We start from the raw sequence: 23,117 nt of genomic DNA, 5'->3' as shown, positions 1-23,117 counted from the left end.
CCTGCGGGCTCCCTTTTTTTATCCCGCGTCCCGACAATGCGCGAATTTTGTTGTAACCTGCGGGCCTCAACAGAGGGGGAGTAATGAGACGTTTATCAGGACTTTGCATCGCAACGGTGGCCGCCGTTCTGCTGCTTTCAGGATGCGATAACGCGCAACAATCGGCTGAACCTGCCCAGCGGGCCGTGGTGCTGGAAGGCAAAACCATGGGCACATTCTGGCGGGTGAGCCTCGCGGGCGTTGAATCATCGCGCGAAGCGGCGCTGCGCGAAAAAATTCAGGCCCAGCTGGATGGCGACGACCGGCTGCTCTCCACCTGGAAAAATGATTCGGCGCTGATGCAGTTCAACCATTCCGCCAGCACCGACCCGTGGCCGGTGAGCGAAGCCATGAGCGATATCGTGACGCTGGCGCTGCGTATTGGTCATAAAACCCAGGGCGCAATGGACATCACCGTGGGGCCGCTGGTGAATTTATGGGGGTTCGGCCCGGACAAACAGCCGGTGAAAACGCCGTCAGACGCCGATATCGAGCAGGCGAAGAATCGCGTCGGGATTGAGCATCTTAAAGTGATCCAGTCGGCAGGCGCGCAGTATCTGCAAAAAGCGATCCCCGATCTGTTTGTCGATCTCTCCACCGTCGGCGAAGGTTATGCCGCCGATCATCTGGCGCGTCTGATGGAGCAGGAGGGCATCAGCCGCTATTTAGTTTCGGTAGGCGGCGCGCTGGTGAGCAGGGGCACCAATCCCGAAGGCCGCGCCTGGCGGGTGGCTATCCAGCAGCCGACGGACCGGGAAAACGCCGTCGCAGCGGTGGTGGATATTAACGGCCACGGCATCAGTACCGCCGGGAGCTATCGCAACTACTACGAGCTGGACGGCAAGCGCCTGTCGCATGTGATTGACCCGGCCACCGGGCATCCAATCCAGCATACGCTGGTCTCTGCCACGGTGATCGCCCCCACGGCGCTGGAAGCCGATGGCTGGGACACCGGGCTGATGGTGCTGGGGCCGGAAAAGGCCAAAGCGCTGGCGCTGGAGCAAAAACTGGCGGTATATCTGATTGTCAAAGAGCCGAAGGGCTTTTCCACCTGGATGTCGCCGCAGTTTGCAACCTTCCTGCTGACGCAGAAAAATTAAAAAGCAAGAAACTGAGTTTTTTGGCGCAGCCCTGCTGGCAGAGTAGGGCTACCTTTAAAGAGGAGCGAGCCATGAAACAGCACACTTATCACACCGACGACGCACGCTGGCAGGCGGTGGAAAGCCGCGATGCGCAGGCCGATGAGCAGTTCGTGTTCGGCGTTATCACCACCGGAATTTTCTGCCGTCCGTCGTGCCGGGCGCGCCATCCTCTGCGCCAGAATGTCCGCTTTTATCAAAGCGCCGAAGCCGCCCGGGCGGCGGGCTTTCGTGCCTGCAAGCGCTGCCAGCCGGATAAAGCGCCACTGCGCCAACAGCGCGTCGAGCTTATCCGCAAAGCCTGCGAATTGCTGGACGCCAGCGAAGAGACCCTCACCCTCGAGGCTCTGGCGCAGGAAATGGCCATGAGCCCGTACCATTTTCATCGTCTGTTCAAATCGGTCACCGGGCTGACGCCCCGGGCCTGGCAAACCGCCCGGCGCAATCAGCGGCTGCGCGATGCCTTAACGCAGGGTGAAGCGGTCACGTCCGCGCTGTATCAGGCGGGATTTGCCTCGGGCAGCAGCTTTTATCGCGACGCCGACGGCATGCTGGGTATGACGGCGAAACAGTACCGCAGCGGCGGTAAACAGCTCAGCCTGCGCTATGCCATGGTGGATTGCCACGTTGGACGCTGCCTGGTGGCGCAAAGCCCGCGCGGGATCTGCGCGGTGCTGTTAGGCGATGACGACGCAGAGCTTGAAGCCCAGCTGGCCGGATTGTTTCCGCTGGCTGAACGCCATCTGGCGCAGGACGATTTTAGCGATATCCTTGAAAAGGTGGTGGCCTGCATTCGCGCGCCGGAAACCTGCCTTGACCTGCCGCTGGATTTCCAGGGGACCCTGTTTCAGCAACAGGTGTGGGAAGCGCTACGCACCATTCCGTCCGGGGAGACCGTCAGCTACCAGACGCTGGCGGCGAAAGTGGGCAAACCCAACGCGGTGCGCGCCGTGGCCAGCGCCTGCGGAGCCAACCGGTTGGCGATTATCGTGCCCTGTCACCGGGTGATCCGCCAGGATGGGCAACTTTCCGGCTACCGCTGGGGCGTGGCGCGCAAAGCCGCGCTGCTGCAACATGAAGCCAACAAGGAGACCTGATGCTCGATCTGTTTGCCGAAGATGAACCCTGGCAGGAGCCGCTGGCGCCCGGCGCGGTGATACTACGTCGCTTCGCCCGTCAGGACAGCCCGCAACTGATGGCGGCGATCCACGAGGTTACCGCCCGGTCGCCGTTTCGCCATATGGTCACACCCGGCGGTTACACCATGTCGGTGGCGATGACCAACTGCGGCACGTTAGGCTGGACCACCGACCGGCGCGGCTATCTGTATGCGCCTGTCGATCCGCAAACCGGTAACCCGTGGCCTGCCATGCCGGAAAGCTTTCAACGCCTGTGCGATGCGGCGTCCCGCGCGGCGGGCTACCCGGACTTTGCGCCCGACGCCTGCCTGATCAACCGCTATCAGCCGGGGGCCAAACTGTCGCTGCATCAGGATAAAGACGAACCCAACCTGGCGGCGCCGATAGTGTCTGTTTCGCTGGGATTACCGGCGGTATTTCAGTTCGGCGGCCTGACCCGCAGCGCGCCGTTACAGCGCTTAATGCTGGAGCACGGCGACGTAGTGGTGTGGGGCGGCCCGTCGCGCCTGTTTTACCACGGCATTCAACCGCTGAAAGATGGCGAACATCCCCTCACCGGCGGCTATCGTTACAACTTAACTTTCCGGGCCGCAGGGCATTACGAATAAAAATAAGAATTATTCTTGCCGTCGTCCGCCAGCCGTTTACACTGCATGCCTGATTGATTTTCTGCTGTGGATTGCTGCTATTTATGGAACTCCTGCTGGTCGTCTGGCGTCAGTATCGCTGGCCTTTTTTGTCGGTAATGGCGTTGAGCCTTGCCAGTGCCGCGCTGGGCATTGGCCTCATTGCCTTTATAAACCAACGTTTAATCGAAAACGTCGATATCTCCCTGGCGGTATTGCCTGAGTTTCTCGGCCTGTTGCTGCTGCTGATGGCGGTAACGCTGGCATCGCAACTGGCGCTGACCACCCTCGGCCACCATTTTGTCTTTCGTCTGCGCGGCGAATTTATCAAACGTATTCTTGATACCCCGGTGGAGCGGGTAGAGCAGCTCGGCAGCGCGTCGCTGCTGGCGGGGCTGACCAGCGATATCCGTAATATCACCATCGCCTTTGTGCGGTTGCCGGAACTGGTGCAGGGCATCATTCTGGCGATTGGTTGCGCCTGGTATCTGGCGGTGCTGTCGCCGAAAATGCTGGTCGTCACCACTGTTTGGGTGGCCATCACCATCTGGGGCGGCTTTGTGCTGGTGGCGCGGGTTTACCGCCATCTGGCGATCCTGCGTGAAACCGAAGATAAACTGTACAACAACTACCAGACCGTGCTGGAAGGGCGCAAAGAGTTGGCCCTGAACCGCGAGCGGGCGGAGTATATCTTCGATAAGGTCTACCAGCCGGATGCCAAAGCGTATCGTCACCACATCGTGCGTGCAGATACCTTCCACCTGAGCGCGGTGAACTGGTCGAACATTATGATGCTGGGCGCGATTGGCCTGGTGTTCTGGATGGCGAACAGCCTCGGCTGGGCGGATACCAACGTGGCGGCGACCTTTTCCCTGACGCTGCTGTTTTTGCGTACTCCGCTGCTGTCGGCCGTTGGGGCGCTGCCCACTTTGCTGACCGCCCAGGTGGCGTTTAATAAGCTCAACAAGTTTCATCTCGCGCCGTACCAGCCAGAATTCGCCCATCCGCAGCCGCGCGCGCCGTGGCAGACCCTGGAACTGCGCAATGTGGAATTCCGCTACGGCGATAACTCGTTTGCCGTGGGGCCGATTAACCTGACGATTCATCGCGGCGAATTGCTGTTCCTGATCGGCGGCAACGGCAGCGGCAAATCCACCCTGGCGATGCTGCTTACCGGGCTGTATCAGCCGGTGTCCGGCGAGATCCTGCTGGATGGCCAGCCAATCAGCGCCAACAACATGGATGAATACCGCAAACACTTCTCGGCGGTGTTCACCGACGTCTGGCTGTTCGACCAACTGCTCGGCCCCCAGGGCCAGGCCGCCAGGCCTGAACTGGTGGAGCAGTGGCTGGAACGCCTGAAAATGTCCTCCAAACTGGAGCTGGATAACGGCAAGATCCTTAACCTGAAGCTGTCCAAAGGCCAGAAAAAGCGCGTGGCGCTGCTGCTGGCGCTGGCGGAAGAGCGCGATATTATCCTGCTGGACGAGTGGGCCGCCGATCAGGACCCGCACTTCCGCCGTGATTTTTATCAGGTGCTGCTGCCGCTGATGCAGCAAATGGGTAAAACCATTTTCGCCATCAGCCATGACGATCACTACTTTATCCACGCCGACCGGTTGCTGGAAATGCGCAACGGGCAGTTGAGCGAACTGACCGGCGACGAGCGCGACAGCGCCAGCCGCGACGCGGTCGCCCGTACCGGCAGCTAAGCCGTTAAAACCAGCATGGGTATCCGATGCTGGTTTTTTTTATCCGCTCGCCCGCCTCGTTGAGTAAAATTTACCAGGCACCCGCTATGCTTAACAGAACTCAAACAGACGAAGGGCGGGATAGCCCTGTTGATATTTCTTTTCATGGAATGCGCGACTTATGGTTTCCATCACCCCGTATAACGTAAAACAGCGCGCCGAAGACCGGCTGCAAATTCTCAAGCTGCTGGCGACGGACAAAGCGGTTACCCAGGGCATTCTTGGCAAACTCGCGCCGGGGCATCATGACGCCGAGCAGGTGCTTGAGGCCATTGATGACATTGCCCTGCGGGTACAGCGCCTGCCCGCGCCGGATCTCGCCGATACCCTGGAATCGCTGCCCTCGGAAGAGCGCCACGCCATCTGGCGGCTGGTGGGCGATGAAAAGCGCGGCCACGTGCTGCTCGAAGCCTCGGATAACGTCTGGGACGATCTGATCGACGAGATGAGCGATCAGGCGCTGATCGCCGCCATCAGCACCCTGGATATTGACGAACAGATTTATATCGCTCAACACCTGCCGCGTAATCTGACGGGCCGGCTGCTGGCCTCGCTCCCGGCCCGCGAACGCGCCCGGGCGCGCCAGATGCTGATGTACGACAAAAACAGCGTCGGCGCGATCATGGAATTCGAGGTGATCACCGTGCGCCCGGAGATCACCCTGGCGACGGTGCAGCGCTACCTGCGCCGTCTGCGCAAAATGCCGCACAACACCGATAAGCTGTTTGTGGTGAACCGGGATAATACGCTGATTGGCGAGCTGGAGCTGACCACCATTTTGCTTAACCCGCAGCAGGCGGTGGTGTGCGACGTGATGGACGCCAACCCGGTGATCCTGACGCCGGAATTTCGCGATGAAGAGGCGGCGCGTATTTTCGAACGCGACAACCTGGTCAGCGCCGCCGTGGTGAACGAGCGGGGCAGGTTAATAGGCCGTCTGACCATTGATGAGATCGTTGACGTGGTGTACGAAGAGACCGATAACGATCTGCGTCGTATGGGGGGCTTAAGCGCCGAAGAAGATGTGTTCGCGCCGGTAGCCAAAGCGGTAAAAAACCGCTGGGCGTGGCTGGCTATCAACCTGTGTACCGCGTTTATCGCCTCAAGGGTGATCGACGGATTTGAACACACCATCGCGCAACTGGTGGCGCTGGCGTCGCTGATGCCGATTGTGGCGGGCATCGGCGGCAACACCGGCAACCAGACCATTACCATGATTGTGCGCGCCCTGGCGCTGGGGCAAATCCAGCCGGGCAATATTCACTTCCTGATGCTGCGCGAAATTGGCGTAGCGCTGATTAACGGGCTGGTATGGGGCGGCATTATGGGCGGCGTCACCTGGTGGCTGTATGACGACCGGGCGCTGGGCGGGGTGATGACCCTGGCGATGATGCTCAACCTGCTGGTGGCGGCGATCATGGGCGTGCTGATCCCGATGATCATGACCCGCTTAGGGCGCGACCCGGCCATTGGCTCCAGCGTGATGATCACCGCGATCACCGATACTGGCGGGTTCTTTATTTTCCTCGGACTGGCGACGCTGTTTTTGCTGTAAAAAAGGGCCGCATCGGCGGCCCTGGGCGTTATTCCGCTAATGACGCAACTGTTTGCTGCGCCAGTTGCGCGGCCAGCATGGCTTCCAGCTTTTCCTGATCTTGCGCGAACAGGCGAATGCCTTCCGCCAGTTTATCCACCGCCATGGCATCCTGGTGGTGCTGCCAGTAAAACTCGGCTTCGCTAATCGGCGACGGACGGTTTTCTGCCGGTACATCGGCGCTCAGTTTCACATCCACCTTGCCTTCCCGCGATGCCAGCTCGCTTAACAGGGCCGGGGAAATAGTCAGGCGATCGCATCCGGCTAACGCCAGCACCTGCTCGGTTTTACGGAAGCTGGCGCCCATAATCACCGTCGGGTAACGGTGCGCTTTGTAGTAATGGTAGATATCACGCACCGATACCACGCCCGGATCGCTTTCCGCCTGATAATTTTCCTGCGGCTGATGCTGCTGATACCAGTCGTAAATCCGCCCGACGAACGGTGAAATCAAATACACCCCCGCTTCGGCGCAGGCGCGGGCCTGGGCAAATGAGAACAGCAGCGTCAGGTTGCAGTTGATCCCTTCGTTTTCCAGCTCTTCGGCGGCGCGAATGCCCTGCCAGGTGGCGGCGAGCTTAATCAGAATCCGTGATTTATCGATGCCCTGCTGCTGGTACAGGCGGATCAGCTTGCGCGCTTTGGCGACGCACAGCCCACGGTCGAAAGAGAGGCGCGCGTCCACTTCGGTAGAGACGCGGCCCGGCACATGCTTAAGCAGCTCCAGGCCGATATTCACCGCCAGTTTGTCGCTGGCGTTGATGATTTGCGTTTCACGGCTGCCGCCCTGTGTGATGGCATAATGAAGCGCATCGTCGATCAGCGGCTGATAGTGAGGAATGGCCGCCGCCTTGAGGATCAGCGACGGATTGGTGGTGGCGTCCTGCGGTTTAAAACGGCGAACGGCCTCGATGTCGCCGCTGTCCGCCACCACGGTAGTGATACGTTTGAGTTCATCTAACTGACTCATGATCTTGATCCTTTCAGAACACAGAGGTTAAGCGGCAGCCGGTAATTACGCAGACTTGCCCTGATTCTCGTAATACGTGATTTTTTCGACTTTCGGCGCAGAGCGCCCGCCTTCGAATTCCGACGCCAGCCACACGTCAACAATGTTTTTCGCCAGCTCAGGGCCGATTACGCGTGCGCCAAGGGTCATCACCTGCGCATCGTTGCTTTTACGCGCGCGTTCGGCGGAATAGGTGTCGTGGCACTGGGCGGCGCGCACGCCGGGAACTTTATTGGCGACAATGGCCATGCCAATACCGGTGCCGCACAGCAAAATACCGCGCGGATACGTCCCGTCGCCAATAGCGCTGGCCAGGTTGAAAGCGATATCCGGGTAGATCAGCGCGTTGTTGTCAACGTCATGGCTGAAGTCGACAACTTCAATACCTTTCGACTGCAAATGGGACTTCACCAGATTCTTCAGCTCCGTCGCTGCATTATCAGCACCAATCGCAATAGTTAACATAGTGGTTTCCTCACATCAGGGTACAGGGGAAGTTTTGATGTTCAAATGAACGCTTTCTATTCATCTGAACAAATTCTGTCTGGATAAAAAGTAGCTTTTATTAAACATAAGTTCAATACATTTTCATATGAACAGTGAAAATTGGCCTTTGCTACCCATTTTTAGGGTGAAAAGGCCCCCGCACCGCTGATGAGAGACATTTTGAGGGCGATCACAATTTCATTTGATGCTCATATGCACAAATCTTATGAGCTGTTAATGTTCATTTGTCATGTAGCGAAAATGTGAATAGGAAACGACATTAGGTATGGAACGGGGCTTATCCATAATCGCGGTTTATAGACAACACCTTTATTCCTCTGATCCCACCGGTAACCCGATTTACCCGGAAGGAGAGACACTGTGACCAGCACTCATCAAAACGTCGCGACTGATGTAGAAAAGTCAGCCATTCGTAAGATCTCGATTCGTCTTGTGCCATTTGTTGCTCTGATGTTCTTTATTAACTTCCTCGACAGGACGGCCATCTCCTTTGCGGGCCCTAACGGCATGATGGATGACCTGGGCATCCAGGTCGCGCAGTTCGGCCTGGCCTCCGGGATTTTCTTTATCGGCTATATCCTGCTGGAAGTGCCCAGCAACCTGGCGCTGCACCGCTACGGCGCGCGTCGCTGGCTGGCGCGTATCATGGTTTCCTGGGGTATTGTTTCACTGTTATTTACCTGGGTGAGTAATGTCGAAGGGCTGTATATCCTGCGCCTGCTGCTCGGCGTGGCGGAAGCGGGCTTCTTCCCCGGGGCGATCTTCTTCTTAAGCGCCTGGGTTCCGGCGCGTCACCGCAGCAAAATTCTGGCGCTGTTTTATCTGGCGCAGCCGCTGACTGTGGTGTTCGGCGCGCCGCTGGCGGCCTGGTTTATCAATCAGCACGGTCTGTTCGGGCTGGAAGGCTGGCGCGTGATGTTCCTTGGCGTGTCGGTGCCGGCGATTGTGGTGGGCATCATCGCCTGGTTCTATCTGATCGATAAGCCGAACGACGCCAAATGGCTGACGTCGCAGGAGAAAGCGTGGCTTAACAGCGAGCTGGCGCGTGAAGACGCCCAGAAATCCAGCGCCGCTAACCACAGCCTGCGCTCGGCGATGTCCAACGCCCGCGTCTGGGTGCTGTGCCTGATCTACTTCGGCTTCGTGTACGGCCTGTATGCGCTGGCGTTCTTCCTGCCGACCATCATCGGCGGCTTCCAGAGCCAGTTTAACGTCACCTTCGGCGTGATGCAGAAAGGGTTGATCACCGGCGCGCCGTACCTGGTGGCAGCTATCGTGATGTTCTTCTGGTCGCGTGATGTCTCGCGTCGCGGCTGCAAAACCTGGCATATCGCCATTCCCGCCCTGGTCGGCGCGATCTCCGTGCCTACCGCGCTGTATATGGAAACGCCGTTAGCCACCATGGTGGTGATCTCATTAACCGCCAGCGCTATCTTCGCGGCTCTGCCGAACTTCTGGACCTTACCGACCCAGTTCCTGTCGGGTGCCTCTGCGGCAGCGGCGGTGGCGTTAATCAATACCCTCGGCAACGTGGCCGGGTTCTCGGCGGGCTACATTACCGGCGCGCTGCATGACGCCACGCACAGTTATCTGGTGCCGATGATGGTAGTCGGCGGATTTATGCTGCTGTCGGCCATTATGATGTTGGTGTTAAGCCGCATTCCCCACAGCAAACCCGCCGCTGATGTGAAGATGAAACGAGCAGGAGAGCACTAATATGACATGGCTATTTAATAATCCCTCCGAATTCGCCAAAGAGATGGTGGCTGGCTTCGTCAGCGCCAACGCTGAAATCGTGCGGCAGGTGCCGGGCGGGGTTATTCGTAATACCCAAAGTCAGCCAGGGACGGTGGCGATTGTCATCGGCGGCGGCTCGGGCCACTACCCGGCATTCGCCGGGCTGGTGGGACAGGGGCTGGCGCACGGCGCGGCGATGGGCAACCTGTTCGCCTCGCCGTCGGCCCAGCAGATTTGCTCGGTGGCGAAAGCCGCCAATAACGGCGCGGGCGTACTGTTAGCATTCGGTAACTACGCGGGCGATGTGCTGCACTTTGGCCTGGCCCGGGAACGGCTGATTGCCGAAGGCATCCCGTGCGAGCTGATCGCCGTGACCGATGACATCACCAGCGCCGGGCAAAACGAGATTGAAAAACGCCGCGGCGTGGCGGGGGATTTAGTGGTGTTTAAAGCCGCCGCCGCCGCCGCCGAACAGGGCGCGTCGTTGCAGGAGGTGCTTGCCATCGCCAAACGCGCAAACGATCGCACCCGCACCATCGGCGTGGCGTTTTCCGGCTGTACCTTGCCGGGGGCTGAACATCCGCTGTTTACCGTGCCGGAAGGACAGATGGGCTTCGGGATGGGTATCCACGGCGAGCCGGGCATCCGCGAAATGGCGGTGCCGGGGGCCAGCCAACTGGCGGATATGCTGGTGGAACAGTTGCTCAACGATTTACCGCCCGGCGTTAGCGTCAAGGGCGCACGCGTCGGGGCGATCCTTAACGGCCTCGGCTCGGTGAAATATGAAGAGCTGTTCGTGGTGTGGCACGGCGTTCAGCAGCGCTTGAGTGAACAGGGCGTGGTGTTGGCTGATGTGCAGGTAGGCGAATTCGTCACCAGCTTCGATATGGCGGGGCTGTCGCTGACTCTCGCCTGGTTTACCGAAGAGCTGGAAGCGCTGTGGCTGGCGCCAGCCTACAGCCCGGCCTTTAAACGCGGCTCGGTGCTTACCGCGCAGCCGCGGCAGGCCAGCGACAGCGGCGAATGCCAGCAGGACAGGGTGTCAGAAGCCTCTGACGCCTCCCGTGACGCCGCCGTACGCGTGGTCGCGATGGTGGATGCGCTGGCCGACGTGGTGATCCAGAACGTGGACGAGTTAGGCCGTATCGACGCCATCGCCGGGGATGGCGACCACGGTATCGGTATGGAGCGCGGCGTACGCGCGGCGCGGGACAGCGCCCATCGCTGCCTGGCGCTGGGCGCTGGCGCAGGTACGGTTTTACAGCAGGCCGCCGACGCCTGGGCCGACCAGGCTGGCGGCACCTCCGGCGCAATCTGGGGTGTGATTTTAAATACCATCGGCACCGGCATCGGCAATCAACAGCGCCCGGATGCGCAGGCCGTTGCCCGGGCGGTAAACGACGCCGCTCACGGCGTGATGCATTTCGGCAAAGCCAAACCTGGCGATAAAACCCTGGTGGATGTGCTGCTGCCGTTTAGCGAAGCGCTGCTTGAAGAGGTGAATAAAGGCTTACCGCTGGCTCAGGCCTGGAATAACGCTGCCCGCCACGCCGAGCAGTGCGCCAAAGAGACCGCGCAACTGCTGCCGAAAATGGGCCGCGCCCGTCCGCTGGCGGAGCGCAGTCTGGGCACGCCCGACGCTGGCGCGGTTTCGCTGGCGATGATCGTCACGGCGGTGGGCCACTGCTTTAGCTGCGTCCCGGATAACGCAAAAGAGGGGGCGGTATGTCAGTAAAACTGACGCTTGGCGTGAGCCTGAAGATGTATTTCGGCTATCAGCAAACTCTCGACTGGAGCCGCCAGGTGGCGGACATCGTGCGCCAGCATCCGTTGCTCAGCGCCTGCCCGCAGGCCACGCTGTTTACCTTCCCGTCGGCGCCGGCGATTGCAGGCACGCTGCGCGTGTTCGACGGCACCGCCATGCAGGTTGGGGCGCAAAATATCGCGCCTGCCGAACCCGGCGCGTGGACTGGCGAAACCAGCGCGGCCATGGTCAGCGAGATGGGCGGGAAGTTTGTTGAAATCGGCCACGCCGAACGTCGCCGTCATTTTCATGAGGATGAGGCGGTGATTTGCCGCAAAGTCCAGTTAGCGCTGGAGAATGGCTTAACGCCGGTGATCTGCATCGGCGAACCAGAAAAAATGGCCATCGACAGCGCCACCGCTTTCGCGATTCAGGAAGCGGACCAGATTATTCAATTTTTGCATCAACACGCCCTCACCGGGGATTTGATTTTTGCCTGGGAGCCGCAGTGGGCCATCGGCGCGCCGCAACCGGCTTCCCCCGAATACATTCAGGCCGTGTGCGCAGGGCTGCGGGCGCATCTGCTGGCGCTACCGGGCGACCACCGCGTCATCTACGGCGGCAGCGCCGGGCCGGGGCTGCTGACCCAGCTGTGGCCGCATGTCGACGGGCTGTTTCTGGGGCGCTTTGCCCATCAGCCCGCCGCGATGCAGGCGATCCTCGATGAAGCCCACACCCTGTTAACCCACGCCGAAAATAAGGAGCACGCATGAAACTCGGACTCAGTACTTACGCTTATTTCTGGCAACTGTCAGAAAAAGCGCCAAAACCGATGAGCCTGTTTGCGGCCATCGACGACAGCGCGCGGCTTGGCGCGACGGTGTTCCAGATTTGCGATTACCCGCAAATCACCGACTGGTCATCCAGCGAACGGGCGCGCCTGGCCCAACATGCCGCGCGGGCGGGCATCACGCTCGAACTGGGCACCAAAGGCGTGACGCCTGCGCATCTGCAACGCTACCTGGCGATTGCGGGCGAGCTGGATTGCGCGCTGTTGCGCACCATGATCTACAGCCCTGACCACCGCCCGACGCTCAGTGAAGCCCAGCGCAGCGTGGAAAGCGTGCTGCCGGCGTTTGAAAACCAGGGCGTGGCAATCTGTCTGGAAACCTACGAACAGGTGCCCACCGATGACAACATCGCGCTGGTGAAAGCGATTAACTCGGGGCTGGTCGGCATTTGCCTCGACCCGGCTAACTGTGTCGCCAGCCTGGAGTCGCCAGTGGACGTGGTGGCGAAAACCGCGCCGTACGTGCTGAACTGGCACGTCAAAGATTTTGCTTTCTCGCGCCGCGACGGCTGGGTGGGCTTTACTCTTGCGGGCGCGAAGCTCGGCGAAGGCCTGCTGCGCTACGACGAGATTTACCAGCACATCGAGCCGCAAACCCGCGGCATTAACCAGATTATTGAGCACTGGTTGCCCTGGCAGGGCGACGGCGAAAGTTCCTGCCGCGTCGAAGCGGCCTGGACTGAACACAACATGAAGTATCTGCTTGATAAACAAACCTCCAATCATTCTTCAACGATATCCAGGGAGTCACATCATGTCTACTGAATTGAAAACTATTACCGTAATCGGTGCGGGCGGCAAAATGGGGATGCGTATTTCGGCGAATTTCCAGAAAAGCGATTATCACGTGTTTTATTGCGAAAACTCGCCTGCCGCGCAGCAACAGGTTACTGACAAGGGTCGCGAGCTGTCCGACGCGCAGTCTGTGGTGCCGGTGAGCGATGTGGTGATCCTGGCGGTGCCGGATATTGTGCTGGGTAAAGTGTCTGAAGCTGTGGTACCGCAGATGAAACCCGGCGCGGTACTGCTGACCCTCGACCCGGCGGCGGCCTACGCAAATCTCATCGCCCAGCGCGACGGCATTGAGTACGCGGTGGCGCACCCGTGCCATCCCTCGGTGTTCCTCCAGCGTTACACCAAAGAAGAGCACGCCGATGCGTTTGGCGGCGTGGCGGCGGTGCAACACGTGGCGGCCTCTTATGAAACCGGCAGCGACGCGCAAAAAGCCGAACTGAGCAAGGTGATCAGCTGCATGTACGGCCCGGTAGAGCAGGTGCACTGGGTGACGGTGAAACAGCTGGCGTACCTGGAACCGACGCTGGTGGAAACCGTGGCCTGCATGGTCGGCGCGTTTATGAAAGAAGCGCTGGATGAAACCGTCAAGCACAGCGGCGTGCCGGAAGAGGCGGCGAAAGCGATGCTGTATGGCCATATCCAGATTGCCCTGGCCGTGGCGTTCCGCGCCACCAACCCGTTCTCCGACGCCTGCATGATCGCCATGGAGTATGGCCGTGAGAAAATCGTTAAGCCGGACTGGAAAGTGATCTTTGAAGAGCAGGAACTGGATAAAGTGATTGCCCGGATGCTGAAAATCGATAGCATCAAGCGTTAATCAACAGGCTCTGCCGCAATTTGCGCGGCAGAGCATAGTTTTCGGCATAATGTTTTAGATTTGGTACAATTTGCGGCTATCGTAAGAGAATTAATCACTTCCCCCTCAATGGAGAACGCGCCTCGCATGGACAAATCCAGCCAGAGCCAGGATTTTGAACTACTCACCGAGATCGCTATTGCCTACTACTGCGATGAGGTGACTCAGGAAGAGATCGCCAATCGTTTTGGTTTTTCCCGCATCAAAGTTGGACGCCTGCTTAAGCGCGCCAAAGAAGAGGGCATTGTTGAAATCAATGTTCGCTACCATCCGGTGTTCAGCACCCAGCTTGAAAAGCAAATGCAGGAGCGCTTCCCGATAAGCCGCGCGTTAATCGCCCTCGACCATAATGATGAAGACGAACAGCGTCGCCAGGTGGCTGCCCTGGTATCCGGTTATCTTGCTAATAACCTGCGTGACAATATGGTGGTGACCGTCGGCCAGGGCCGCAATGTGGCGGCGGTGGCGGAATATACCAGCCCGATTCAGGCCAAAGATTGCCGCTTTATTTGCGGGATCGGCGGCACGCACCGTACCGGTGACGTGATTAACGCTGACCACATCAGCCGCCTGCTGGCGAAAAAATTCGGCGGCAGCAGCGAGTCGCTGTACGCGCCCGCCTATGTGGAAAACCCGGAACTGAAAGCCGCGCTGATGCGCAACGGCACCATTAAAGAGACCCTCGATCGCGCCCGCAAGGCGGACATTGCGCTGGTGGGCATCGGCGATATGAACGAGAACAGCTATATGGTCAAGCTGGGCTGGTTCACTCCCCAGGAGATTAACGACGCCAGCCTGCACCAGGGCGTGACCGGGGATATCGCGGGATATGACTTCTTCAACGCCCAGGGAAAACACGTTAATACCGTAATGGACGACCGGGTTATCGGCCTGAGCGTGGAAGAGCTGCGCCAGATCCCCTGCGTGATTGCGATTGCGTCGGAGAACACCAAGGCGATGTCGATTATGGGCGCTTTGCGCACCGGGGCGATTGATATTATTGCCACCAGCGCGCGCAATATCCGCACGATTTTGAGTATGACGCAGTAAGCGCTGCGCTTAACACCAGGGAGCCTTGCGGCTCCCTTTGGGTTTTAGAACAGTACCGAGTAATTTACGCCAAACGTCCGTCCGCGACCCTTATAGGTGTACAGATCGGCAGCACCGTAAGTTGGGCTGTACAGCCCCGGTGCGCGCTGCCCCCAGGTGGTGGTGTAGTCTTCGTCCAGCAGGTTCTCGACGCTGAAGCTCACTTTACCCACCGGCAGGTTATAGCTGCTCAGCAAATCAATGGTGTTATAACCGTCGATTTTCTTCCCGGCGCTGTCGGTCAGGTCGAAGGTTTGCTGGGTCTGCACGCGCAGGCTCCAGTCACCCGGTGCCCAGCCCACATACGCGGTGGCTTTAGACGGGCTGGCGGCGTCAACAGTGAGTTTTTCCCACTTGCCGTCCTGTTTGGTTTCCGACTTGATCACGTTAAAGGTCGCGCCGGTGCTCCAGTCGCTGTCGGCAAAGAAGTAATCCACTGCGCCTTCAAGACCGTAAATACGACGTTTGTCATCGTCGAGATTAATGGTCATATCAGTTTTGTTGATGGAAATCGTTTTGTCAGACAGAGAATAGTAGGCCGCCAACTGGGTACGCAGATTATCCCCGGTATAGCGCCAGCCAAGCTCATAGGCGTTCACTTTGATGCCGTCCAGCGTGGAGTCGTTAACGTTAACGCTGTTCAGCAACTGGTAGTGACCGTTGTTCAGACGGTATGTGCCGGAACCGTAATACTTCGCCAGATCCGGGATTTCAAAACCCTGGGAGAAGTTAAACCAGGTTTGCTGGCGTTCGGTCAGGTGCGCCAGCAGACCGGCGTTAAACAGGAAGTTGTTGTAATCGGTTTTGCCGCCTGGCACTGCGTCGGCGGAGGTTGCCGCGCCAGTGGCAATCGCCTGCTGCTGGGCGTAGCCGACGAAATCATCCACTTTGTTTTCAGTGTGTTGGTAGCGTACGCCGCCGCTCAGGGTAAAGATGTCGTTAATGTCATAGCTGGTTTGCAGGAACGGCGCGAGGTTGGTGATGCTGTAGCTCGGGTAGCGCCCCACGTTGTAGCTGTTATCCAGCGTCATCCCGCCGGACTGCTGGGCTTTCGCCAGGTCGAAGAACTGCTGGTTGGCGTCGAAAGCTTCATGTTCAGCATCCACGCCGTAAGTCAGGTTCAGGCTATCAAACAGCGTGCTGTTGAGCGTCAGCTTGCCGCCATAAAAATCGGTTTTCTGCTGGGAGGCGCCAATGCTGGTGACGCCGGTACGGCCCAGCGTCGGGAACGGATAAAAGGTCAGCGATTCATCACGGTAATAAATCTGCGCTACCAGGTCCTGACCCCAAAAATCGGTGTTGGAATATTGCAGGTTAATTAAGTGACGTTCAGTGGCCGGGATACGATCGGAATCGAGATTGCTGGCGTTATAGGCATTGCCCTGGCCGGTAACGGCAGAGAAGTTACGGCCCAGATACAGACCGTGATCGCCATCCGCCTGGCTTTTGTAGTACTGCGTGGTGAGCTGGAGCTGCTGGGTATCACTGATATTGATCGTCCCGGTACCCATGACGTCAAGACGGTCAGAATACTGTAAGCCAGTCTGGGTATTATCGATAATGACTTCATCGCCGTTACCGTCATACCAGCCGCCAAAACGCTGATACGAAACCGACATGCGGCCCGATGCGTTATCGTTACCGCCGCTTACTGCCGCCGCGACGTTTTCATCGTGGTCGTTATGGCTGTTAAAACCGCTTTTACCGCCCAGTTGCAGTTCCACTTCCTGCTCCGGCTGGCCTTTTTTGGTTACGATATTAATCAACCCGCCGGTACTGCCGCCGCCGTACAGCGACGTTGCGCCAGAGATGACCTCGATTCGCTCAATATTAAACGGATCGATGGCATCCAACTGGCGGCTGTCGGTACGGGATGAATTGAGGCGCACGCCGTCTACCATCACCATCATCGAACGGCCACGCATATTCATGCCGTAGTTGGTGCGCCCCTGGCTGCTGACGTCCATCCCCGGAATGAGCTGAGCGAGGATCTCTTTGATCTCTTTGCCGCCCTGCATCTGCTGTTCGATTTCCTGCTTTTCAATCACCCAGGTGGTTTGCGCCATATCGGTGGCGCTGCGGTGCGCGCGGTTAGCGGACACCACCAGGGTATCGTCCTGGGTATCAGCAGCGAGAGCAGGGGTAGAGAGCATGGCAAGCAGCACGGGGTTCAGCACCCAGCGGGTACGGCGGTTGGCAATCATTAGTTGTTATTCCATTAAGTTAGGTGCTTTGCCCCGATAAAAGACGCAGCACAATCAGTTGCAGACGTTTTTGAATTGGTAATTATTCTCATAATGATATTTATTACATTTACAAAGACAAGCGTTTTTGCAATATTTGCTTGCAAATCTTCATCAATATTTCCTTATTTATTGAAGGGTTTACAGCCCGCTCATCTGTTCTGCAAGGATCCATTGCTATGGCCGCCAGCTATCGACTCTTTGACCTCACCTTGAAATCGCGTCATCAGATCACGCCATCGCTGCTGCGCTGCGTGTTTACCGGCGACGAGATAGCGCAGATGAAGCATGAAGCGCCGGACCAGCGCATCAAACTGCTGTTCAGCGAAAACGGCGCGTTGGGGCAGGGGTTAGGGAAGGGGGATAACTGGTATCAGGATTATCTGGCTCTGCCGAAAGAGACCCGGCCAGTGATGCGTACCTATACGTTGCGGGCGTTGCGCCGTGACGCGCGGGAAATGGACGTTGAATTTGTTTTGCACGGGGAAAACGGTCCGGCATCGCGCTGGGCCACTCACGCTACGCCCGGCGAGCGACTGCTGGTGGTTGCGCCTGACGCGGCGTTTAACGGCGACAGCGGCGGCTACGAGTGGCTGCCGCCTGACACTCTTAATCAGGCACTGCTGATCGCTGACGAAACCGCGCTGCCTGCCGTAATGGGCATTCTTGAACAGCTGGCGAAATCCGCGCATCCGCCAGAGGTTCAGGCGTTTATCGAAGTACCGCATGAAAGCGACATTCACGACGTCAGCGCGTTTGGTTTCGCTCGCGTACACTGGATTGCGCGTGAGTCCGATCGCTATGGCGAAGCGCTACTGGATGAAGTCAAAGCGGCGGTAGATATACCCGCATACGCGCAATGCCAGGCGCAATCGCTGGCCTCCAGCAGCCTACTGGAAGACGACATCTGGGAGCGCGCCGCAGGTAAAAAACCGTTCTATGCCTGGGTGGCCGGGGAGTCCTCCACCATGAAAAACCTGCGCCGCTATCTCACCGGCGAGCGTCATCTCGACCGGGCCTGCGTAAACTTTATGGCGTACTGGAGCCATAAGTAGCGCTATTCCTCCAGCGGCGCGATCAACTCCGCTCCCTGGTTTCTGATATCCCCGACGCTGCGCGTCACCGGATGCCAGCTAAAATCGCCAGCCGGAACCGCGCCGTCTTTGGCTATCGCTTCTGCTTCTGTGCCGCCGATATCCTGGCTCATCCACGCCAGCGCCGCTTCGGGTGTCAGAACCAGAGGGCGACGGTCATGGATATCAATCAGGCCCTTATCCGCGGCAGCGGTAACGATCAGAAAGCCTTCATTTTCATCGCCGCGCTCAAACGGCGTGCTGCCAATGGCCGCGAAAAACAGCGGTTTGCCGTCCTGACGATAGATAAAATACGGCTGCTTTTTATCGCCTTCTTTTTTCCATTCAAACCAGCCGTCGGCGAAAACAATCGCCCGTCCATGCTGCCATAGCGGCTTAAACATCCGGCTGGAGGCGGCGGTTTCCACGCGCGCATTGATCAGCGGCGGTTTATCCCACCAGCCTGGCGCGTAGCCCCAATGGACGGGATCGAGATGCAGTTGCGCCTCGCGCTCGTTTAACAGCAGCACTTTAGTGCCGGGCGCGACGTTATAGCGGCCAATGGGTTCAGGATCGTAGGGAATATCGCGTTCTAATTCTTCAGCCAGCTCGCTAAGGTAAGCTTCACGCGTTTGCGCCTGGGCGAAACGTCCACACATAGTGACCTCCCGTGTTTAAGGGAAGTATAAGTGCCAAATCGCAGGCGTAAAAAGCAACCAATAAGATATTTAATACTCTGTATCTTTCACTTGCCCGTTGTTATCAATAAAAACATTATGTACATAATTCTTACCATTCAATCCGTATGATATCGAATACGAATATCCAGCTTCCCACTTCATATCAATGCAATCATCAGGATAGGAAAGTCTTAAATTATCGGCATATTTAACTACGTGGTATCCCTTTCCCTGATTTGATTCAATACGGTAATAATTCAATACATCTTTTCTATCAATACTAAAACAGAGATGCTCTCCGTTAATAAACGTACTTCCTGGCTGGGGTGCGGGTATACCGCCGGGGCAACCTGAAAGCAGGAATAGATAAGGTACGATGATTAACCTTCTCATCTGGGAAATCCCTTCATTACTTTCTGATATTTTTGAAGAAGTGAATAAACCGATTCGCCAGGGTTATACTCACTATAGGCAGATAAGCCATTATTACCCAGCCTTACCCCACCGGGGCTAATTCGTGTTCCTGATGTTTCACTAACATGCTCATCAACCGGCATAGAATATCCCTATAATGTTTATTGGATTGTTTGTTAATCCTACTCCTCACACCAATTAAGAAGAGCAATTTTCAGGTCAGTTAGCCCAATCCAGACTCACTGGTATAAATGGCCCAGGTAAAATTCTTTTTTTGCTGAACGGGCTATCCGGATTTGCATATGGATGAACGGGCTGGTTGAACCTGCCATAGTTATCCGGCCTTGAGTTATACAGAGGATTTATAACTAACCGTATAGCTAAATCCGCCGTCTGTAAACGGCAGATAACGATACCGACAGGCATTAAAAAACCCGCAAACTCAGAGAGAATGCGGGTTCTTAAGGGGTAACCGGTCGTTAAAGAAACTTACCGGTGAATAATTTGGTCGGCACGAGAGGATTTGAACCTCCGACCCCCGACACCCCATGACGGTGCGCTACCAGGCTGCGCTACGTGCCGATTTGTGGTCGCTAATACTACCTGTTTCCACGCTGATTGCAAGGGCAGGCTTACCGAGTGATTTATAATTAATCAATCAGTTAGCGATAAACCGTTTTTCGTCGGTCAGCACCTGTAACAGCAGGCCTAGCTGTGGCTTGGTTTCCTTCACTTTTTCACCCGTCGGGTTATAGATCTGGTATTTGCCGCTGTTTTCCAGCACGACCGTCTGTTCCGGCGTGGTAATCGCCAGCGTCAGGGCATCCGCGCTAACCACCCAGTTATTCTTACGCGTTGGCGCAAACAGGTCTTCGCCCTGGGAATACTCATTAGCGCTGGTGCGCACGTGCAGCAGACGCTGCATCAGTGTCGTCATCACGTCCTGGTGATCGGTAAGCTTGCCGACGCGTTGGGCAGGCGTGCCCGGCCAGTGAACCACCAGCGGCACTTGCAGATGCGAGCGCGACCAGTCGAAGTTATCGCGCTGCTCGCCCAACGGCACGCCGTGGCCCGCGGTGACGATCACGACGGTATTTTCCAGCTTGCCCTTACTTTGCAGCGACGCCAGAATCCGCTGGATTTGCGCATCCACATCGCTGACGGCACGGCCATAGCGACGCGCGAAATCTTTTTGTTGCGTATCCGCAGGCAGGTTAGTGCCGTTCAACGCCACCCAGGAGAACCAGCGGTTATCCTCAGAGGCATACTGATTCAGCCAGTTGATCCAGCGCGAGGCGGTTTGTTCATCGGACTGGTTCTGCGCCGCAGGCAGCGAGAAATCAGACAGCAGCGCCTGGCGGTACAGCGAACTATTAAAACCGTCTGAAGCGAACAGGCCCAACTGGTAGCCCTGCTGGTTCAGCGCGGTGATCAGCGCCGCCGGAATACGCGCCGACAGCACGCCATCCATATACGCCGGCGAGATGCCATAGAACAGGCCAAAAATGCCGTTATCGGTGGCGTTGCCGGAGCTCATATGCTGGGTAAAGTTGACGTTCTGCGCGGCGAATTGCGCCAGAGCAGGCATCTGCTGTTCGAAGCGTGAATAGTTGAGCCCGTCGACGGTAATCAACAGGACGTTGTAGCCTGCGCCTAAATCGCGGTAACGCAACTCGCTAAGCGGATACTGCACCGACACCGCTTCCGGGTTGCCTTGCTCCACCAGGCGGCGCTGATATTCCGCCGCATCCAGCAGACCGTGCTTCTCAAGAAAGCGTCGCGCGGTCATCGGGTAGGAGAGCGGCAGGTTGGCGCGCTGCATCGTAATAGGGCGGTAGAAATTCGCATCGGCCCAGATATACGCCACATGGGTAACGATAAACGACACAAAGAAGAAAATGGCTACCGGGCGCGCGTAGTGTCGACGACGCGACAGGCTGCGCAATTTCTGCCAGCTCCAGGTCGCAAACAGCATTTCAATCAGTAAAATCACCGGCACGCTGATAAACATCAGTTGCCAGTCGCGGGCCATTTCGCTCTGGTCAGGGTTGATCACCAGCTCCCACACCACCGGGTTGAGGTGTAGATGGAAGCGAGTAAACACTTCGCTGTCAATCAGCAGCAACGTCAGGCCGGTGGTGGCCAGAATAGCGGATAAAAAGCGCATCAACCGCTGCGACATCACGATAAAGGTCAGCGGGAACAAGATCAGCAAATAGCCGGCGAACACCAGAAAACTGAAGTGCCCGACCAGGCTGATATAGGAATAAACACGCCCCACCAGGGTGGTGGGCCAGTCGGCGACAAACAGATAGCGGCTACCAACAGCCATCGCCATCAGAATATTAAACAGGGCGAACCAGTGCCCCCAGCTGATCATCTGGGAGACTTTTTCACGGTAGCGCTGACGGTTAGTCACCATAACGTATTAACAGTGTTCCTTAGTGCGCGTCGTCTTCACGAACCGAAGACTTTAGCGCCTCGGCAAACGAGTGAGCAAGCGCCTGGCGCTGGGACGGGCTGATACTGGTATTGATAAGGTTGGTCACCATATTGCCGAGCACCATCAGGGACAGGTCGGTCGGCGCCTTATGCTTTTCCAGCACATTCACCATTTCTGTAAGCAGCGCTTCAACGCGTTCATCACTATAGCGGGAGAGTTGTGGCATAAATCTACGTCAGTTAAGTTCGAGAAAGTCCGATATATTACCGTAGCAACGGTAATATTTCCCCATTTTTATCAGAGTTGCAGCGGACGTCGGTCAGTGGTTGAATACCGCCCGGTCTAAAAGGAGAGTTTATCATGAGTCTGGATATCGACCAGATTGCAATACACCAGTTAATCAAGCGCGATGAGCAGAATCTGGAGCTGGTGCTCCGGGATTCTCTGCTGGAGCCGAATGCCGCCGTGGAAGAGATGATGGCGGAACTGCATCGCGTGTACAGCGCAAAAAACAAAGCCTACGGTTTGTTTACCGAAGAGAGCGAGCTGGCGCAGTCGCTGCGTCTGTGCCGTCAGGGCGAAGAGGATTTCCTGGGGTTTAGCCGCGCCGCCACCGGGCGTCTGCGCGATGAGCTGGCGAAATACCCGTTCGCCGACGGTGGCATCGTGCTGTTTTGCCACTACCGTTATCTGGCGGTGGAGTATCTGCTGGTGGCGGTGCTGAACAATCTCAGCAGCATGCGGGTTAATGAAAATCTGGATATCAGCTCAACGCATTATCTCGATATCAATCACGCCGACATCGTGGCGCGTATCGATCTCACCGAGTGGGAAACCAACCCGGAGTCCACCCGTTATCTGACTTTTCTGAAAGGGCGGGTAGGGCGCAAGGTCGCCGATTTCTTTATGGATTTCCTCGGGGCCAGCGAAGGTCTCAACGCCAAAGCGCAAAACCGCGGCCTGTTGCAGGCGGTGGATGACTATACGGCAGAGGCGCAACTGGATAAAGCCGAGCGCCAGAATGTGCGTCAGCAGGTTTACAGCTACTGCAACGAGCAGTTGCAGGCGGGGGAAGAGATTGAACTGGCCTCGCTGTCGAAAGAGCTGTCCGGCGTTAGCGAAGTGAGTTTTGAAGCCTTTACCGCCGAGCAGGGCTATGAGCTGGAAGAGAGTTTCCCGGCGGATCGCAGCACGTTGCGCCAGTTAACCAAATATGCCGGTAGCGGCGGCGGGCTGACGATTAATTTTGATGCCATGCTGCTGGGTGAGCGTATTTTCTGGGATCCGGCCACCGACACGCTGACCATCAAGGGCACCCCGCCGAATCTGCGCGACCAGCTTCAGCGTCGCACGTCCGGTAAATAGCGCTTTATTGAAACCAAAAAAAAC

At 57.4% G+C, this 23,117-nt stretch carries 20 protein-coding genes and 1 tRNA gene; 13 read left to right on the top strand and 8 right to left on the bottom strand.

Translation table 11 applies throughout. The features are described 5' to 3' along the window. Window positions 1-83 precede the first annotated feature (83 nt). The 5 genes from apbE (at window position 84) to mgtE (ending at window position 6,249) form a co-directional block, all read left to right on the top strand. Entirely contained in the window at window positions 84-1,139 is a 1,056-nt protein-coding gene (gene apbE, locus FHW74_RS04085) for an FAD:protein FMN transferase ApbE (protein ID WP_183169266.1), read from the top strand. A 71-nt stretch (window positions 1,140-1,210) separates the two neighbouring features. Further along, window positions 1,211-2,275: a bifunctional DNA-binding transcriptional regulator/O6-methylguanine-DNA methyltransferase Ada gene (ada, locus tag FHW74_RS04080; RefSeq protein WP_183169265.1), complete on the top strand. Its 1,065-nt coding sequence runs from the start codon at window positions 1,211-1,213 to the stop codon at window positions 2,273-2,275. Continuing rightward, window positions 2,275-2,925 carry a DNA oxidative demethylase AlkB gene (gene alkB, locus FHW74_RS04075; RefSeq protein WP_183169264.1) on the top strand — a complete coding sequence of 217 codons (651 nt, stop codon included), beginning with the start codon at window positions 2,275-2,277 and terminating at the stop codon, window positions 2,923-2,925. The genes ada and alkB overlap by 1 nt, the downstream gene beginning before the upstream one ends. An 83-nt stretch (window positions 2,926-3,008) precedes the next feature. Further along, window positions 3,009-4,655, top strand: coding sequence for a multidrug ABC transporter permease/ATP-binding protein (locus tag FHW74_RS04070; protein ID WP_183169263.1), 1,647 nt, complete (start codon window positions 3,009-3,011; stop codon window positions 4,653-4,655). Between the two features lie 160 nt (window positions 4,656-4,815). Further along, the gene (gene mgtE, locus FHW74_RS04065) at window positions 4,816-6,249 is read left to right on the top strand and encodes a magnesium transporter (protein ID WP_183169262.1); all 1,434 of its coding nucleotides are present in this window, start codon (window positions 4,816-4,818) and stop codon (window positions 6,247-6,249) included. 28 nt (window positions 6,250-6,277) lie between these two features. On the opposite strand, the gene tal is transcribed toward mgtE, so the two are convergent. Together tal and rpiB are read right to left on the bottom strand one after the other, a co-directional pair. Next, window positions 6,278-7,258 (bottom strand): transaldolase, encoded by a 981-nt coding sequence (tal, locus tag FHW74_RS04060; RefSeq protein ID WP_183169261.1) that lies wholly within the window; start codon window positions 7,256-7,258, stop codon window positions 6,278-6,280. Between the two features lie 45 nt (window positions 7,259-7,303). After that, window positions 7,304-7,762 carry a ribose 5-phosphate isomerase B gene (gene rpiB / locus FHW74_RS04055; RefSeq protein ID WP_183169260.1) on the bottom strand — a complete coding sequence of 153 codons (459 nt, stop codon included), beginning with the start codon at window positions 7,760-7,762 and terminating at the stop codon, window positions 7,304-7,306. Between the two features lie 402 nt (window positions 7,763-8,164). On the opposite strand from rpiB, the gene FHW74_RS04050 reads away from it, so the two are divergent. The 6 genes from FHW74_RS04050 (at window position 8,165) to FHW74_RS04025 (ending at window position 14,836) form a co-directional block, all read left to right on the top strand. Next, the gene (locus tag FHW74_RS04050) at window positions 8,165-9,520 is read left to right on the top strand and encodes an MFS transporter (RefSeq protein ID WP_183169259.1); all 1,356 of its coding nucleotides are present in this window, start codon (window positions 8,165-8,167) and stop codon (window positions 9,518-9,520) included. Window position 9,521: 1 nt separating this feature from the next. Then, on the top strand, window positions 9,522-11,276 hold the full coding sequence (locus FHW74_RS04045) for a dihydroxyacetone kinase family protein (protein WP_183169258.1): 1,755 nt from the start codon (window positions 9,522-9,524) through the stop codon (window positions 11,274-11,276). Beyond that, complete coding sequence (locus tag FHW74_RS04040; RefSeq protein WP_183169257.1) at window positions 11,267-12,058, top strand: triose-phosphate isomerase family protein; 792 nt, start codon at window positions 11,267-11,269, stop codon at window positions 12,056-12,058. The genes FHW74_RS04045 and FHW74_RS04040 overlap by 10 nt, the downstream gene beginning before the upstream one ends. Next, complete coding sequence (locus tag FHW74_RS04035) at window positions 12,055-12,900, top strand: sugar phosphate isomerase/epimerase (protein ID WP_183169256.1); 846 nt, start codon at window positions 12,055-12,057, stop codon at window positions 12,898-12,900. Before FHW74_RS04040 ends, FHW74_RS04035 begins: the two co-directional genes overlap by 4 nt. Continuing rightward, window positions 12,890-13,747 carry a phosphogluconate dehydrogenase C-terminal domain-containing protein gene (locus FHW74_RS04030; protein ID WP_183169255.1) on the top strand — a complete coding sequence of 286 codons (858 nt, stop codon included), beginning with the start codon at window positions 12,890-12,892 and terminating at the stop codon, window positions 13,745-13,747. Before FHW74_RS04035 ends, FHW74_RS04030 begins: the two co-directional genes overlap by 11 nt. A gap of 126 nt (window positions 13,748-13,873) precedes the next feature. Then, entirely contained in the window at window positions 13,874-14,836 is a 963-nt protein-coding gene (locus tag FHW74_RS04025; RefSeq protein ID WP_183169254.1) for a sugar-binding transcriptional regulator, read from the top strand. A 44-nt stretch (window positions 14,837-14,880) separates the two neighbouring features. Here the strand turns inward: FHW74_RS04025 and FHW74_RS04020 are convergent, their stop codons facing one another. Then, complete coding sequence (locus FHW74_RS04020; protein WP_183169253.1) at window positions 14,881-17,079, bottom strand: TonB-dependent siderophore receptor; 2,199 nt, start codon at window positions 17,077-17,079, stop codon at window positions 14,881-14,883. A gap of 218 nt (window positions 17,080-17,297) precedes the next feature. Between FHW74_RS04020 and FHW74_RS04015 the strand changes: the two genes are divergently transcribed. Then, window positions 17,298-18,173 carry a siderophore-interacting protein gene (locus FHW74_RS04015; RefSeq protein ID WP_183169252.1) on the top strand — a complete coding sequence of 292 codons (876 nt, stop codon included), beginning with the start codon at window positions 17,298-17,300 and terminating at the stop codon, window positions 18,171-18,173. Window positions 18,174-18,175: 2 nt separating this feature from the next. Here the strand turns inward: FHW74_RS04015 and FHW74_RS04010 are convergent, their stop codons facing one another. The 5 genes from FHW74_RS04010 to FHW74_RS03990 all read right to left on the bottom strand — a co-directional run bounded on the left by FHW74_RS04010 (window position 18,176) and on the right by FHW74_RS03990 (window position 21,954). Beyond that, window positions 18,176-18,850 carry an SOS response-associated peptidase gene (locus tag FHW74_RS04010; protein WP_183169251.1) on the bottom strand — a complete coding sequence of 225 codons (675 nt, stop codon included), beginning with the start codon at window positions 18,848-18,850 and terminating at the stop codon, window positions 18,176-18,178. A gap of 69 nt (window positions 18,851-18,919) precedes the next feature. Next, entirely contained in the window at window positions 18,920-19,264 is a 345-nt protein-coding gene (locus FHW74_RS04005) for a putative T6SS immunity periplasmic lipoprotein (protein ID WP_183169250.1), read from the bottom strand. A gap of 526 nt (window positions 19,265-19,790) precedes the next feature. Then, a tRNA-Pro gene (locus FHW74_RS04000) sits at window positions 19,791-19,867 on the bottom strand. Between the two features lie 76 nt (window positions 19,868-19,943). Continuing rightward, window positions 19,944-21,707, bottom strand: a complete 1,764-nt coding sequence (gene yejM / locus FHW74_RS03995) for an LPS biosynthesis-modulating metalloenzyme YejM (RefSeq protein WP_183169249.1) — start codon at window positions 21,705-21,707, stop codon at window positions 19,944-19,946. A gap of 19 nt (window positions 21,708-21,726) precedes the next feature. Continuing rightward, window positions 21,727-21,954, bottom strand: coding sequence for a YejL family protein (locus FHW74_RS03990; RefSeq protein ID WP_125291603.1), 228 nt, complete (start codon window positions 21,952-21,954; stop codon window positions 21,727-21,729). A gap of 134 nt (window positions 21,955-22,088) precedes the next feature. Between FHW74_RS03990 and yejK the strand changes: the two genes are divergently transcribed. Further along, the gene (gene yejK / locus FHW74_RS03985; RefSeq protein WP_161660431.1) at window positions 22,089-23,093 is read left to right on the top strand and encodes a nucleoid-associated protein YejK; all 1,005 of its coding nucleotides are present in this window, start codon (window positions 22,089-22,091) and stop codon (window positions 23,091-23,093) included. Window positions 23,094-23,117 lie beyond the last annotated feature (24 nt).

Origin of the sequence: Atlantibacter sp. RC6 (genome assembly GCF_014193285.1) — a bacterium.
Taxonomy (GTDB): Bacteria; Pseudomonadota; Gammaproteobacteria; order Enterobacterales; family Enterobacteriaceae; genus Atlantibacter.
Note: the sequence above shows the minus strand (reverse complement) of the source record. Positions and strands in the feature narration are given on the sequence as shown.

Bases quoted from the DNA above. Each gene is read 5' to 3' on its own strand.
- FHW74_RS04040 (WP_183169257.1), top strand. From the start codon at position 11,267: ATGTCAGTAAAACTGACGCTTGGCGTGAGCCTGAAGATGTATTTCGGC.
- FHW74_RS04005 (WP_183169250.1), bottom strand. From the start codon at position 19,264: ATGAGAAGGTTAATCATCGTACCTTATCTATTCCTGCTTTCAGGTTGC.
- FHW74_RS04070 (WP_183169263.1), top strand. From the start codon at position 3,009: ATGGAACTCCTGCTGGTCGTCTGGCGTCAGTATCGCTGGCCTTTTTTG.
- ada (WP_183169265.1), top strand. From the start codon at position 1,211: ATGAAACAGCACACTTATCACACCGACGACGCACGCTGGCAGGCGGTG.
- mgtE (WP_183169262.1), top strand. From the start codon at position 4,816: ATGGTTTCCATCACCCCGTATAACGTAAAACAGCGCGCCGAAGACCGG.
- FHW74_RS04020 (WP_183169253.1), bottom strand. From the start codon at position 17,079: ATGATTGCCAACCGCCGTACCCGCTGGGTGCTGAACCCCGTGCTGCTT.
- FHW74_RS04035 (WP_183169256.1), top strand. From the start codon at position 12,055: ATGAAACTCGGACTCAGTACTTACGCTTATTTCTGGCAACTGTCAGAA.
- alkB (WP_183169264.1), top strand. From the start codon at position 2,275: ATGCTCGATCTGTTTGCCGAAGATGAACCCTGGCAGGAGCCGCTGGCG.
- FHW74_RS04010 (WP_183169251.1), bottom strand. From the start codon at position 18,850: ATGTGTGGACGTTTCGCCCAGGCGCAAACGCGTGAAGCTTACCTTAGC.
- apbE (WP_183169266.1), top strand. From the start codon at position 84: ATGAGACGTTTATCAGGACTTTGCATCGCAACGGTGGCCGCCGTTCTG.
- yejK (WP_161660431.1), top strand. From the start codon at position 22,089: ATGAGTCTGGATATCGACCAGATTGCAATACACCAGTTAATCAAGCGC.
- FHW74_RS04015 (WP_183169252.1), top strand. From the start codon at position 17,298: ATGGCCGCCAGCTATCGACTCTTTGACCTCACCTTGAAATCGCGTCAT.
- FHW74_RS04030 (WP_183169255.1), top strand. From the start codon at position 12,890: ATGTCTACTGAATTGAAAACTATTACCGTAATCGGTGCGGGCGGCAAA.
- FHW74_RS04025 (WP_183169254.1), top strand. From the start codon at position 13,874: ATGGACAAATCCAGCCAGAGCCAGGATTTTGAACTACTCACCGAGATC.
- FHW74_RS04045 (WP_183169258.1), top strand. From the start codon at position 9,522: ATGACATGGCTATTTAATAATCCCTCCGAATTCGCCAAAGAGATGGTG.
- tal (WP_183169261.1), bottom strand. From the start codon at position 7,258: ATGAGTCAGTTAGATGAACTCAAACGTATCACTACCGTGGTGGCGGAC.
- FHW74_RS03990 (WP_125291603.1), bottom strand. From the start codon at position 21,954: ATGCCACAACTCTCCCGCTATAGTGATGAACGCGTTGAAGCGCTGCTT.
- yejM (WP_183169249.1), bottom strand. From the start codon at position 21,707: ATGGTGACTAACCGTCAGCGCTACCGTGAAAAAGTCTCCCAGATGATC.
- rpiB (WP_183169260.1), bottom strand. From the start codon at position 7,762: ATGTTAACTATTGCGATTGGTGCTGATAATGCAGCGACGGAGCTGAAG.